General features: G+C 74.1%; 13 protein-coding genes. 8 read left to right on the top strand and 5 right to left on the bottom strand.

Translation table 11 applies throughout. The features are described from left to right. Positions 1-30 precede the first annotated feature (30 nt). The 5 genes from O2V63_RS12790 to O2V63_RS12770 all read left to right on the top strand — a co-directional run bounded on the left by O2V63_RS12790 (position 31) and on the right by O2V63_RS12770 (position 4770). Entirely contained in the window at positions 31-1500 is a 1470-nt protein-coding gene (locus O2V63_RS12790) for an FdrA family protein (protein WP_269167923.1), read from the top strand. Then, positions 1493-2905 (top strand): DUF1116 domain-containing protein, encoded by a 1413-nt coding sequence (locus O2V63_RS12785; RefSeq protein WP_269167922.1) that lies wholly within the window; start codon positions 1493-1495, stop codon positions 2903-2905. Before O2V63_RS12790 ends, O2V63_RS12785 begins: the two co-directional genes overlap by 8 nt. Before the next feature lie 37 nt (positions 2906-2942). Then, entirely contained in the window at positions 2943-3719 is a 777-nt protein-coding gene (locus O2V63_RS12780) for a hypothetical protein (RefSeq protein WP_269167921.1), read from the top strand. 92 nt (positions 3720-3811) lie between these two features. Then, positions 3812-4078, top strand: coding sequence for a hypothetical protein (locus O2V63_RS12775; protein ID WP_269167920.1), 267 nt, complete (start codon positions 3812-3814; stop codon positions 4076-4078). After that, positions 4075-4770, top strand: a complete 696-nt coding sequence (locus O2V63_RS12770) for a lysophospholipid acyltransferase family protein (RefSeq protein ID WP_269167919.1) — start codon at positions 4075-4077, stop codon at positions 4768-4770. The genes O2V63_RS12775 and O2V63_RS12770 overlap by 4 nt, the downstream gene beginning before the upstream one ends. 15 nt (positions 4771-4785) lie before the next feature. On the opposite strand, the gene O2V63_RS12765 is transcribed toward O2V63_RS12770, so the two are convergent. Next, the gene (locus O2V63_RS12765; protein ID WP_269167918.1) at positions 4786-5877 is read right to left on the bottom strand and encodes a PP2C family protein-serine/threonine phosphatase; all 1092 of its coding nucleotides are present in this window, start codon (positions 5875-5877) and stop codon (positions 4786-4788) included. A gap of 177 nt (positions 5878-6054) precedes the next feature. Here O2V63_RS12765 and O2V63_RS12760 point away from each other — a divergent pair, with 177 nt between their 5' ends. Beyond that, positions 6055-6477, top strand: coding sequence for an organic hydroperoxide resistance protein (locus O2V63_RS12760; RefSeq protein WP_269167917.1), 423 nt, complete (start codon positions 6055-6057; stop codon positions 6475-6477). Between the two features lie 42 nt (positions 6478-6519). Here O2V63_RS12760 and O2V63_RS12755 read toward each other — a convergent pair whose 3' ends face one another. From O2V63_RS12755 to O2V63_RS12740, 4 genes are all read right to left on the bottom strand, one after another. Next, positions 6520-7623 carry a ring-opening amidohydrolase gene (locus O2V63_RS12755; RefSeq protein ID WP_036335418.1) on the bottom strand — a complete coding sequence of 368 codons (1104 nt, stop codon included), beginning with the start codon at positions 7621-7623 and terminating at the stop codon, positions 6520-6522. A 2-nt stretch (positions 7624-7625) separates the two neighbouring features. After that, positions 7626-8603 (bottom strand): carbamate kinase, encoded by a 978-nt coding sequence (locus tag O2V63_RS12750; protein ID WP_269167916.1) that lies wholly within the window; start codon positions 8601-8603, stop codon positions 7626-7628. 51 nt (positions 8604-8654) lie between these two features. After that, a complete protein-coding gene (locus O2V63_RS12745) occupies positions 8655-8903 on the bottom strand; it encodes a hypothetical protein (RefSeq protein ID WP_269167915.1) in 249 nt (82 codons plus the stop codon). 69 nt (positions 8904-8972) lie between these two features. Continuing rightward, positions 8973-9800 (bottom strand): PHP domain-containing protein, encoded by an 828-nt coding sequence (locus O2V63_RS12740; protein WP_036335415.1) that lies wholly within the window; start codon positions 9798-9800, stop codon positions 8973-8975. Positions 9801-9880: 80 nt separating this feature from the next. On the opposite strand from O2V63_RS12740, the gene O2V63_RS12735 reads away from it, so the two are divergent. Continuing rightward, the gene (locus O2V63_RS12735) at positions 9881-12121 is read left to right on the top strand and encodes a RecQ family ATP-dependent DNA helicase (RefSeq protein WP_269167914.1); all 2241 of its coding nucleotides are present in this window, start codon (positions 9881-9883) and stop codon (positions 12119-12121) included. Positions 12122-12221: 100 nt separating this feature from the next. Beyond that, positions 12222-12851 carry an alpha-ketoglutarate-dependent dioxygenase AlkB gene (locus O2V63_RS12730; protein ID WP_269167913.1) on the top strand — a complete coding sequence of 210 codons (630 nt, stop codon included), beginning with the start codon at positions 12222-12224 and terminating at the stop codon, positions 12849-12851. Positions 12852-13222 lie beyond the last annotated feature (371 nt).

Here is a 13222-nt window from a genome sequence, read left to right as displayed (position 1 = left end):
GAGAGACTTTCTCGGGTAGCGTCCCGCCAGGTGAGCGACAGTCCAGTCCGGCACGTCTCCCTGCGCAGCGGCGTCTACGCCGACTCCGTCCGGCTCATGCAGGTCAGTCGCGAGATCGGTGACCGCCCCGGCGTGCACACCGTCGTCGTCGCGATGGCCACGCCGCTGAACCTCGAGCTCGCCGCCGGCATGGGCGTGGCGCCCGACGGCGAGGCCAAGCCCGACCAGCTGCTCATCGCGCTGACCGCCACGGACGACGCCGAGCTGGCCGCTGCGGTCGCCGCCGTCGACGCCGCGCTCACCGCCCGCGCCGACCGGGGCGAGGCGCAGACCATCCCGCCCCGCACGATCGGCGCCGGCCTGGACGGCGCCCCCGACCCGACGCTGGCGATCATCAGCGTGCCCGGGCAGTACGCGGTAGCCGAGGCCGCCGATGCCATCGCGGCCGGCCGGTCGGTGCTCATCTTCAGCGACGGCGTGCCGGTCGAGCACGAGGTCGCGCTCAAGCGCGCCGCGCACGACGCCGGGGTGCTGGTCATGGGCCCCGACTGCGGGACGGCGATCGTCTCCGGTGTCGCCCTCGGTTTCGCCAACGTCGTCCGCCGCGGTCCGGTCGGCCTGGTCGCGGCCTCGGGCACCGGCGCCCAGCAGGTCAGCTGCCTGCTCGACGCGGCCGGGGTCGGCGTCTCGCACGTGCTCGGCGTCGGCGGTCGCGACCTCTCCGAGGCCGTCGGCGGGCTGGCCACCCTCGATGCGCTGGCGGCGCTGGACGCCGACCCGGCCACCGAGCGGGTGCTGCTGGTCTCCAAGCCCCCGGCTCCGTCGGTCGCCGCCCGGGTCGCCGAGGTGGCCCGCGGACTGGGCGTCCCGGTCCGCTCCGCTGCGCTCAGCCCCGAGCAGCCCGACCTCACCGCGGCCGTCGAGGCGCTGCTCGGTGACCTGGGCGTCGCCGTCCCCGAGTGGCCCTCCCGGCCCGGGACCGCGGACGCGGTGCCGGACGGCGCCGTCCTCAAGGGCTTCTACTCCGGCGGCACCCTCGCCGACGAGACCATGCTGATCGCCGCCCCGGCCCTGGGCGACATCCGTTCCAACACCCCGCTGCGCCCCGAGCTCGACCTCGGCACCGACCTGGCCGCCCGCGGCCACGTGGTGATCGACTTCGGTGACGACGCGCTCACCGTGGGCCGCGCGCACCCGATGATCGACCCGACGCTGCGGCTGGAGGCGATCGCCGGCCTCGCCGCCGGCGGGGAGCCCGCCGTCCTGCTGCTCGACGTCGTCCTCGGCCACGGGGCCGACCCCGACCCGGCCGGCGCCCTGGTGCCGGCCCTGCGGTCGGCCGGCCTGCCCACCGTGGTGGCGCTGGTCGGCACCGAGGGCGACCCGCAGGGCTGGTCCCGGCAGGCCGACGCCCTCGCCGAGGCCGGCGCTGCGGTCTTCGCCTCCAACGCGGCCGCCACCCGCTACGCCCTCAGCCTGATCGGAGACGGCCATGAGTGAGCCCCTCGGCGGACTGCTGTCCGCCCCGCCGTCCATCGTCGCCGCCGGCGTCGAGGTCTTCTCCACCGCGCTCCGGCAGCAGGGCGCGAGCGTCACCGACGTAGACTGGCGCCCGCCGGGCTTCGGCAGCGCCGACGACCTCACCCAGCTCGCGCTCGACCCGCGCCGGGCGGCCGCCAACCGGGTCGCCGTCGAGCGGGTGCTGGCCGCGGGCTCGCTGCTGGTCGACGTCCGGCCGGCCCGCGAGGTGCTCGACCTGCCCGACCGGATGCTGCTGCACTCCGGGCCGCCGCTCACCTGGGAGACCGCCTCCGGCCCGATGCGCGGCGCGCTCATCGGCGCCTGCGTCTTCGAGGGCTGGGCGACCGACGTCGCCGACGCCGAGCGCATCCTGGCCGCCGGCGAGATCGCCCTCGACCCCTGCCACCACCACCGCACGGTCGGCCCGATGGCCGGGGTGACCAGCCCGTCGATGTGGATGTGGTGCCTGGAGGACCCGGCCAACGGCGGGCAGGCCTGGTGCAACCTCAACGAGGGGCTGGGCAAGGTGCTGCGGATGGGCGCCTACAACGACGAGGTGCTCACCCGGCTGGCCTGGATGCGCGACGTGCTCGGCCCGGTGCTCCAGCGCGCCGTCCGCAGCCGGCCGGAGCCGCTGGACGTGAAGGCGATCCTCGCCCAGATGCTGCAGATGGGCGACGAGGGGCACAACCGCAACCGCGCCGGCTCGCTGATGGCGCTGCGCGAGCTGTCTCCGTCCATCGTCGGCGTGGACGCGCCGGCCCAGGACATCGCCGACGTGCTGCGCTTCATCGGCGGCAACGAGCACTTCTACCTGAACCTCGGCATGCCGACGGCGAAGCTGGCGATGGACGCCGCCCGCGACGTCCCCGGCTCGTCGATGGTCACCGTGCTGTCCCGCAACGGCACCGAGTTCGGCATCCAGACCGCCGGCACCGGCGACCGCTGGTTCACCGCCCCGGCCAACACCCCGGTCGGGCTCTACCTCGGCGACTACGGCCCCGAGGACGCCAACCCCGACATCGGCGACTCAGCGATCATGGAGGCCTACGGCGTCGGCGGGTTCTCCATGGCCGCGGCGCCCGCGATCGTCCGGTTCGTCGGCGGCACCGTCCCCGACGCCCTGGCGACCACCGAGCGGATGTACCAGCTCACCCTGGCCGAGAACCCGGCGATGCAGATCCCGATCATGGGCTTCCGCGGCTCCCCGACCGGCATCGACGTCCTCCAGGTCGCCCGCACCGGCTGGCTGCCGCAGATCAACACCGGCATGGCCGGCCGGATCGCCGGCACCGGCCAGGTCGGCGCCGGGCTCGTGCAGCCGCCGCAGGCCTGCTTCGAGCAGGCGCTCGCCGCGCTGGCCCAGGAGTCCCGCGCCGCCTGATCCTTGGGGATGCCAACCAGTGGGCTAGCGTGCCCGGGTGCGGAACGCCAGATGGACGTCAGGTGGCCGGACCGCAACGGACCGGCGAGCGTTCGCGGTCTTCTGGCCCCTCGCCGCGATCGGCTGCCTGCTGGCCGGGCTCAGCCTGGTGCTGCTGCGGATCATCCCGTGGGACCTGCTGCGCGACCCGTCGTCCCCGGTGGTCCAGCTGCTCGACGTCCGCGCCGAGGGCAGCCTGCACACCTGGTTCAACGGCGCGCTGCTGACCGTGGGTGCGGCCCTGCACGCCGGGGTGGCCGTGCTGGCGCACCGGGCCGGCCGGGCCGCCTGGCCGTGGCTGCTGACCGCCGGGTCGCTGGTCCTGCTCTCCGTCGACGACCTGCTGGCGCTGCACGAGCAGCTGGAGCCGCTGGGGCGTGCGCTGGGCGCGGGGGAGGGTGGCCTGCACTTCGCCTGGGTGCTGCCCGGACTCGTGCTGGCCGCCGGCCTGGCGGCCGTCACGGTCGTGGCGGCCCGCCGGCTGCCGCCGTCGTCGCGCCGGTGGATGTTGCTGGGCGTGGCGGCCTTGCTCGCGGCCGCCGTCGGCCTGGAGTCCGCCGGCGGGCTGGTGCTGGACTCCGTGGGGGACGGCGCGCTGTACGTGCTGGTCTCCCACGCCGAGGAGCTGATCGAGACGTGCGCCGCGGCGGCCCTGCTGTGTGCCGGGGTCGCCGGCGTCCGGCTGCGGAGCGGTCCGGCCGTCGACGGGCTCCAGGTCGGCTACGTGCCCGGCCCCGAGCAGATCTGCACCGAGCAGTCCCGCACCGAGCGCTGACGAACCGGTACCCGCCGTTACCCCACGGCGTCCTCGGGTAGGTCGAACCGCACGTGACCGGACCCGGTCACCCGGAGACGGAGGGTGGGGCCATGGCCAGCTGCGAGGTCTGCGGGAACGACTACCGGCTCAGCTTCGAGGTGCACGCCGCCGGAGCGGTGCACACCTTCGACAGCTTCGAGTGCGCGATCCACGCGCTCGCACCGGTGTGCGAGCACTGCGGGGTGAAGGTGGTCGGGCACGGGGTCGAGGCCGACGGCGTCTTCTTCTGCTGCGCGTCCTGCGCCCGGACGCACGGCCAGCCGGAGAGCGCCGCGCAGTTGGTCGACCATGCCGGCCGGGCTCCGGACGAGCGGTGACCGTGGACGCCTACCCGATCGTGCGCGGCCTCGCGCGGCCGTTGATCTGGGGCCTGTTCCGGCCGCGGGTCGAGGGGGCGGACCACCTCCCGGCGACCGGGCCGGTGATCCTGGCCGGCAACCACCCCTCGACCCTCGACCAGTTCTTCCCCCCGGTGCTCACCCGCCGCCGGGTGACCTACCTGGCCAAGAGCGAGTACTTCACCCGGCCCGGGCTGCTGGGCCGGGGGATGCGCCTGCTCCTGGAGAGCATCGGCATGGTCCCGCTGGACCGCGGCGGGGCCACGGCCGCCGAGGCCGCGCTGCGGCGCGGCCGGGAGGTGCTCGCCGGCGGTGGGGTGCTCGGCATCTACCCCGAGGGCACCCGGTCACCCGACGGTCGGCTGCACCGCGGCAAGACCGGGGTGGCGCGGCTGGCGCTGACCACCGGGGCCCCGGTCGTGCCGATCGCCGTGATCGGCAGCCGCGCCCTGATGCCCCCGGGCGCCCGGCTGCCCCGGCCCGGCCGGGTGGTCGTCCGGATCGGTGAACCGCTGGACTTCTCCGACCACCCGGGGCCGGCCGACGACGGGGCGGCGCTGCGCGACGTCACCGACCAGGTCATGGCCGAGCTGCAGCGGCTGTCCGGAGCCGAGTACGTCGACCGCTACGCCGCCGAGGTCAAGGCCGCAGGTCGCGGACGCGCGGCCTGATCCGCCGGGTTCGGATCAGTCGGGGAGACGGACGGCGAGCAGCGCCACATCGTCGTCGACCCGCCCACCCAGCTCGCCCAGCAGGTCGTCGCAGAGCCGGTCGAGGGGGTCGCGGCCGGTCCGGGCCAGCTCATCGACCAGCCAGGCGAAGCCGTCGTCGAGCGGCGACCCGCGTCGCTCGACGAGTCCGTCGGTGTAGAGGAGCAGTGTGTCCCCCGGGCTCAGCCGCATCGTGTGATCGGTCCGCGGGGAGCCGGGTGCGATGCCCAGCAGGCTCTCCGGGGGGCGATCGAGCAGCGTGACCCCGCCGTCGGCCTGCGCCAGCACCGGCGGCGGGTGGCCGGCGTTGGACCACCGGAGCAGCCGAGTGCCGTCGGCGGCATCGGGCGCCCGCGCGTCGATCCGGGCCACCAGCACCGTGACCAGGGTGTACAGCTGCAGCGCGGCGAGCACCTCGTCCAGGGCCCGTAGCACCTCCGCCGGGGAGCCCGTCGAACCGTGGGCGATCGCCTGGAGCATCGCCCGCGTCTGGGCCATGCTCGCAGCCACGGGGGCGTCGTGCCCGGCGACGTCCCCGATGACCAGCATGGTGCTCCCGTCGGGGAGGGAGAAGGCGTCGTACCAGTCGCCCCCGACCTGGGTGTGCTGGCTGGCCGGCAGGTAGCGCACGGCCGACTCCAGGCCCACCACCTGGGGCGGTGGGCCGAGCAGGTTCAGTTGCAGCGCCTCGGCCATCTGGAGCGCCGCCTGGGTGGTGGCCGCCTGGGCGCTCAGCCGGGCCAGCTGGGCCTCGCGGCGCTGCCGGAGCGTGCAGGCGCCCACGGCCAGGACGCCGCCGATCGCCACCGCCAGCAACCTGACGGTCTGGGGGACCAGCGTGCTCGCGGTGTACTGCTCGTCGTACGTGCCCAGCAGCGCTGCCAGGACGAGCGCCAGGACGGCGTAGCCGACCGTCGCCCGCCGGCCCAGCGTCGTCGCCGCGAGCAGTGGGGACATGACGACCAGGCCCAGGATGACCTGCTCCGGCCCACTGAGGACGTCGGTCACCGTGACGACGGCCAGCACCCCGGCGGGCAGCGCCCGTTGCAGGCGTTGCGACCTCGTCAAAGCAGCAGCTCCTCGTCCGTCCGGCCTCCCCCCGGGCCGGCGCAGCGATCAAGGTAGCCAACCCACTGCTCAGTCGGGTGCACCCCGGGTGTGAGCGAGATCGGCGTCGCGCGCAGGCGTGCGGCCGACCCGGCGGGTACACGGAGGTGTCGTACCCGACCACCTGGAGGACCGCTCATGTCCAGCGTCTACACCGCCGTCGCCACCGCCACCGGTGACGGCCGCAACGGCCACACCCGCTCCTCCGACGGTCTGATCGACCTGGACCTGGCCACCCCGGAGGAGATGGGTGGCGAGGGCGGGGCCACCAACCCCGAGCAGCTGTTCGCCGCCGGCTACGCCGCCTGTTTCCTGTCCGCGCTGAAGATGGTGGCCCGCAAGCAGAAGGCCCCGATCAGTGACGCCGGCGTCACCGCCGAGGTCGGCATCGGCCCGAACGACGCCGGGGGCTTCGGCCTCGAGGTCGCGCTGCACGTCGAGCTCGGCGGCGTCGACCAGGCGACCGCGGCGCAGCTCGTGGAGGCCGCCCACCAGGTCTGCCCCTACTCCAACGCCACCCGCGGCAACGTCCCGGTCACCCTGGAGACCACCGTCGCCTGAGGCAGCGCCGGCCGGGCCTGGCCCGGCCGGCGCCGCCCCCGCTCAGGCCTTGACGATGGCGGCGACCGGGCCGCCGCCGGAGGGGCCCTGGTGCACCGCGGCCACCGACACGAACACCGCCGGGTCGCCGGTCACCGATGCGGCGACGCCGCCGACGGTGGCCTTGATCTGCCGGTGCCAGAAGACGTCGGAGTCGTCGAGCATCGCGTTGCGCCGGCCGCGGACGTAACCGGTCGGGTCGGCCTCGCACTTGAGGAAGACGTTGACCAGGTTCCCGTCCAGGTCGGAGGTGTGCGGCCGCTCCGGCAGCTCGAGGCCGGCGTCCCGGATGGCGTTCCAGATGCCGTCCTGGTCGAGGGCGTCGGTCATCACCGAGTGGCCGATCCGGTAGTCGCCGCCGTGCCCGCGGGCGTTGCCGACGACGATGATCTGCGCCCGGTCCAGCTCGACGCCCGAGGAGCAGGAGGCGACCGCGCTGAACAGGTCGAAGTCGCGCATCACCTGCTTCTGCTCCGGCATCTCGATCTCACCGAGCGCCAGCGCGATGCCCAGTGCCGTCGTCCCGTTGGAGAGGTCCATCGAGCCGTGCGGCTCGTCGTAGTAGGTCTCCTGGCCGCGGGACTTGGCCTCGCGGATCGTCTCGATGGTCAGCAGCGGCGTCTTGGTCTGCACGTAGTGGACGTCGGCCGGGTCGGTGATGCCCGCCTCGGCCATGGCCCGGCGCACGCCCTCGGCGACCTTCTCCACCATGGTCAGCCGGCCGATGTCCTCGGGCAGCAGCACCTCGCTCATGGCGAACCCGACGGTCAGCCGCGGCTCGTCGGTCTTCTCCACCGAGTCCTCGGGCAGCGTGGCGAAGATGGTGGCGTGCGGGCTGATCACGCCGTCCGTGCCGCCGGACCACACGATCGGGATCTCCCCGACCTCCTCCTTGCTCCGCGAGCCCTTCTCCATCAGCACCTCGCGGAACGCGCGGTCGGCGATGATCCGGGTGTAGTCGTTGACGCCGCCGTTGCCCTCGGTCTTGCCGATGACGGCGATGACCCGGTCGGCCTCCATGACGCCGTCGTCGATGAGCTTGGCGAGCTCGGAGGCGTCGCTGACGTTGTGCAGCGGGACCTTGCGGACCTCGATCGGTGCGGGCATGGCTACTCCTTCTGTGCGGTGAGGACGGTGCCGACGTCGTCACGGGCGACGGCGTCGGAGATGGAGGTCAGTGAGGTGATGACGGCGCGTGCGCCCCGGCGGCCGGTCCCGGGGTCGGCCACGAACCGGAGTGCGGCCTCGACCTTGGGGCCCATGCTGCCGCGGGCGAACTGGCCGGCGTCGGCGTGCGCCCGCATCTCGGCGACGGTGACCCGGGTGAGCGGCCGGGCCGAGGGGGTGCCGAAGTCGACCATCACGTGCGGGACGTCGGTGGCGATGACCAGCCTGTCCGCGCCCAGTTCCCGGGCGAGCAGTGCGGCGGTGAGGTCCTTGTCGATGACCGCCTCGACGCCCAGCAGCGCATCGCCGTCCCGGGCGCCCGGGACCACGGGGACGCCGCCCCCGCCGGCGCAGACGACCACGAACCCGGCGGCGCTGAGCGCCGAGATGGCCGGGACGTCGACCACCGACAGCGGCTCGGGCGAGGGGACCACCCGTCGCCAGCCGCGCTCGCCGCGGTCCTCCCAGTTCTGCCCGAGGTCGATGAAGCGCTGGGCCTCCTCGCGGGGCAGGTGCCGGCCGACCGGCTTGGACGGCGTCGCGAACCCCGGGTCGGCGGGGTCGACGAGGGTGCGGGTGACCAGCGCCGCGGTGCGCTGCGGCGAGCCGAGGGCGGCGAGTGCGGCGTCCAGCTCGTCGGCGAAGGTGAAGCCGATGGTCGCCTGGGTCTGGGCGACGTTCCAGTCCAGCGGGACCGGTGGCACCACGTGGGCGGCCAGCTCGTTCTTGACCAGCAGGTTGCCGACCTGGGGGCCGTTGCCGTGGGTGAGGACAACCTCGGCCCCGGTGGCGACGACGGCGGCCACATGCCGGGCTGCCACCGCGATGGCGTCTCGCTGAGCGCGTGGGGTGGCGGAGCCGTCGGCGCCGGTCATCGCGTTGCCGCCCAGGGCGATGACGACACGACGGGGGAGGGCCATTGTGTGACCCTAGCGGTGAACTGCCTTAGCGGTGAAGTACCTCCGCGCGAATCAGGCGGCGGCCGCGCTCCCGGGCCGGAGGACGACGGCCGGCCGCTCGGCCGTGCGGAGCACCCGGACGGGGTCGGCGGGCTGTTCCCAGCTCTCGGCCAGCGCGGCGATCGCCGCCAGGGCCTCCTCGTGCAGCCGGGCGATGGCGGCCAGACCGGCGGTGGTCGCCTCCTGGACGACGGTCTGCGGGCCGAAGGGGACGGCGTCGTCCTCGTCGGTCGGGGCCTCTGGGCCAGCCGGAACGGTCACGTCCTCCTCATCGGCAGCCCACGACCGGATCGACACCCACCGTTCTCGGATCGTCGTCCGGGGGCGACTTCAGCGGCGCCAGAAGTCGAAGCGGTCCCGGCCGGGGCGGAAGCCGGCCTGCTCGACGACGTCGACCGCCAGGTCGAACCGCTGTCCGACCAGGTGCGGCTGGTGGCCGTCGCTGCCGAAGCTGACGGCGTCGCCGCCCTCCTCGCGGTACCAGCGGAGCAGCCCGACCGACCACAGCGGGCTGGTGGTGTTCACCTCGAGGGCCCGGCCGCTGCCGGCCAGCGCCCGGAACACCGCCCGGTACTCCTCCTCGAAGACGGCTTCCGGGTACTGCTCCCGGCCGCCGGGCCAGTAGCGCCGGGGGTAGTCGCAGTGGGCCAGCACCTGGAAGACGTCGCTGCTCTCGATCATCGCGACCATCTCGGTGAGGTAGCGGCGCATCGTGGCGACGACGTCGACGCCCGGGGCGTGCAGCAGCCGGTTGACGCCCATCAGCCGGCCGTCGACCGGCAGCGAGTGCAGCGAGCCGAGCACCCGGTCGACCGGGGAGGCGCCCAGATGGGCGGCGACGCTGGCACCGAACAGGTGCGGTTCGCCGGCCTCGACGCCGGACCAGACCCGAAGCGTCGGGAAGCGCTGGCGGGCCTCCCAGATCGTCTCGGCGTAGAGGTCGACGTCGATCGGCAACTGGTTGGCGGGGTGGCGGTCGGTCAGCCCCTGGGCGGTGGCGCGGTCGGCGGCGTCCCAGACGGTGAAGTCCAGGTGCTCGGTGAAGGCGATGGCCGGGAGGCCGATCTCCACGGCACGCTCGCAGGCGCGCAGCAGCGAGGCTCGTGGGCCGGTGTCCCACGAGAACTCGGAGTGCACGTGGTTGTCCGGGGGCAGCATCGAAGCCCATCCAACCGGTCGTCCACAGCCACCGCACGCCCAGGTCCCCGTTGTCGGTGCCGCGGCCTACGGTCGGGGGCATGAGCACCGCTGTCGAGACCGATCTGGCCGATGAGGCGCTCGGCGTCCTGCGCGAGCTCACCGGCCGCGCCGACGCCGTCTTCCGCGAGGGGCAGGACGCCGCCGTCACCGCGCTCGTCGAGCGGCACCAGCGCGCGCTGGTCGTGCAGCGCACCGGCTGGGGGAAGTCCGCGGTCTACTTCGTCTCCACCGCCCTGCTGCGCCGCCGCGGTGCCGGCCCCACGCTGCTGGTCAGCCCGCTGCTCGCGCTGATGCGCGACCAGGTGGCCGCGGCCGCACGCGCGGGCATCAAGGCCGTGGAGATCTCCAGCTCCAACGTGACCGAGTGGGACGACATCAACGCCCGGCTCGCCGCCGACGACGTCGACGTCCTGCTCGTCTCCCCGGAGCGGCTGACCAACCCGCGCTTCCGGGACGAGCAGCTGCCCAGCCTGGTCGCGCGCTGCGGGCTGCTGGTGGTCGACGAGGCGCACTGCGTCTCCGACTGGGGGCACGACTTCCGCCCCGACTACCGACGCATCCGAGACCTGCTCGGTCAGCTGCCCGCCGGCACCCCGGTGCTCGCGACGACCGCCACGGCCAACGAGCGGGTGGTCGCCGACGTCGCCGAGCAGCTCGGCGCCGGCGGGGTCGAGGTCACCACGGTCCGCGGCCCGCTGGCCCGCGACTCGCTGCGGCTGGGAGTGCTGCGGCTGGACACCGACCGCGCCCGGCTGGCCTGGCTGTCGGCGCACATCGGCGACCTGCCGGGCAGCGGCATCGTCTACACGCTCACCGTCGCCGCGGCCGAGGAGACGGCCGCGCTGCTGCGCGACGCCGGCCACGAGGTCCGCGCCTACACCGGGCGGCTCGACGACGCCGACCGCAAGGACGCCGAGGAGGCGCTGCGCGAGAACCGGGTGAAGGCCCTGGTCGCCACGTCGGCGCTCGGGATGGGCTTCGACAAGCCCGATCTGGGCTTCGTCGTCCACCTGGGCGCACCGTCGTCCCCGGTGAGCTACTACCAGCAGGTGGGTCGTGCCGGCCGCGCCGTGGCCAACGCCGACGTGCTGCTGCTGCCTGGCCCCGAGGACATCGCGATCTGGCAGTGGTTCGCCACCTCCTCCATGCCCCGGGAGGACCACGCCGCCGCCGTCCTCACCGCGATGGCCGACGGCAAGGCGTGGTCGGTGGCCCGCCTGGAGACGGTGGCCGACGTGCGCCGCTCCCGGCTCGAGCTGCTGCTCAAGGTGCTCGCCGTCGACGGAGCGGTCGAGCGGGTGCAGGGCGGCTGGCGTTCCACCGGCGTCCCGTGGGTCTATGACGCCGAGCGGTACTCCCGGGTCACCGCCACCCGGGAGGCCGAGCAGCGGTCGATGCTCAGCTACGCCCGGCCCGTGGACACCGCCGAGTGCCGGATGGCCTTCCTCCAGACGGCCCTCGACGACCCGACCGCCGCCCCCTGCGGGCGCTGCGACGTCTGCGCCGGCCCCTGGTACCCCACCGACGTTCCGGCCGGGGCGGCCGAGGCAGCCTCCGCGCGGCTGGACCGTCCTGGCGTGGAGCTCGCGCCGCGGGCGCAGTGGCCCACCGGCGCCGATCGGCTGGGCGTCGAGGTGAAGGGCAAGATCGCGGCGGGTGAGCAGATCGCCACGGGTCGGGCCGTGGCCCGGCTGACCGACCTGGGCTGGGGGCAGCGCCTGCGCACCCTCCTGGGGGACGACGGCGTCGGTGGCGTGGCCAGCCTGGCGGAGGACCTCGAGGCGCCCTCGATCGAGGAAGACCCGGACGCCGCCTACGACGTGAGCCACCGGGTGATGCGGCCCGGCCTGCCCAACGACGCACCGCCGGACGAGGAGCTGCTCAAGGCCTGCGCGCGGGTGCTCGGCTCCTGGGACTGGTTGCAGCGCCCAGCCGGCGTGGTGGCGATGCCGTCCCGGCGGCGGCCGGCGCTGGTGACGGGTGTGGGGCAGGGGCTGGCGCAGCTCGGGCGGCTGCCCTACCTGGGGGCCCTCGACCTGGCGCACGGCGGCCCCACCGGCGGGCCGGGCGGCAACAGCGCCTTCCGGCTGGCGGGCGTCTGGCAGCGCATCGTGGTCGGGCCGGAGCTCCGCGACCGGCTGGCCGAGCTCGGTGACGCCCCGGTGCTCCTCGTCGACGACCTGGCCGACTCGCGCTGGACCATGACCGTCGCCGGTCGGGAGCTGCGGCTGGCGGGGGCCGGCTCCGTCCTGCCGTTCGTGCTCGCGCTCAGCGCCTGAGGGGGCACCCCGTCCTCATGCCTCCACCGCGGGGAGGACGAGGACGGGGTTGTCCACAGGGTTTCGAACACCTGTGCGAAACGGGGAGTAGCCTCCCTCCATGTCGCTCGCGCACCAGCCGTCCATCTGGGACGCGGCCGAGGAGGCTGCGCTCACCCCGCTCGCGGGGCGGGTCTCCCGGCACCTGCTGAGCCGTGGTGCCTGGGTCGACCACCTCCCCGGCTGGGTCGAGGGATCCGACAGCGTGCTCGACGTCCTGCTGGGCGACATCGGCTGGCGAGAGGACCGCCGGCAGATGTACGACCGCGAGGTGACCGTCCCCCGGTTGCTGCGTTGGTACGGAGCGGGTGAGGCGTTGCCGCACGCCGTGCTCACCGAGGCCCGCACGGCCCTCGATACGCACTACCGCCCGGAGTTGGGCGAGCCGTTCGTGACGGCGGGCATGTGCCTGTACCGCGACGGGCGCGACAGCGTCGCCTGGCACGGCGACCGCATCGGGCGCAGCCGCACCGAGGACACGTTGGTCGCCATCGTCTCGTTCGGCTCCCCCCGGCCCCTCCTGCTGCGGCCGGGGGGTGGCGGCGAGAGCCGGCGCTTCACCCTCGGGCACGGCGACCTGGTGGTGATGGGCGGTTCGTGCCAGCGCACCTGGGAGCACTGCATCCCGAAGACGACCAAGCCCGTCGGTCCACGCGTGAGCGTCCAGTTCCGCCCCCGCGGGGTGGCCTGAGCCGCGTTCTCCCTGATCAGCAGCGCATCCGGACCGGTCGAAGACCCCTCCGGGGACCCCCCTGCAGAGCCCCTCTGCAGGCGTGTATTGTTCTCCATGCACCAAGCGAGAACGGACCGGGCCGCAAGGCCTGGGAAACCGCCGGAAGAACCCCCGAGGTTCACCCGCTGCGGAACTTGGTGTAAAGTGGAAATCACCGCCACGGAGAACGGCCAAGAAATTGGTCGGGGAACGTGCGCGTCCGCTCCTTGAGAACTCAACAGCGTGCCGAAAGTCAGTGCCAAGTATCAATATCCCCATTCGGCGTCCTTCGGGGTGTCGTTGGGATTCCTTTGGTTGATTGAACGAGAGTGCCAACTCTCGGTCTCAGC

The organism is Modestobacter sp. VKM Ac-2977, from assembly GCF_026968045.1.
Lineage (GTDB): Bacteria > Actinomycetota > Actinomycetes > Mycobacteriales > Geodermatophilaceae > Modestobacter.
Note: the sequence above shows the minus strand (reverse complement) of the source record. Positions and strands in the feature narration are given on the sequence as shown.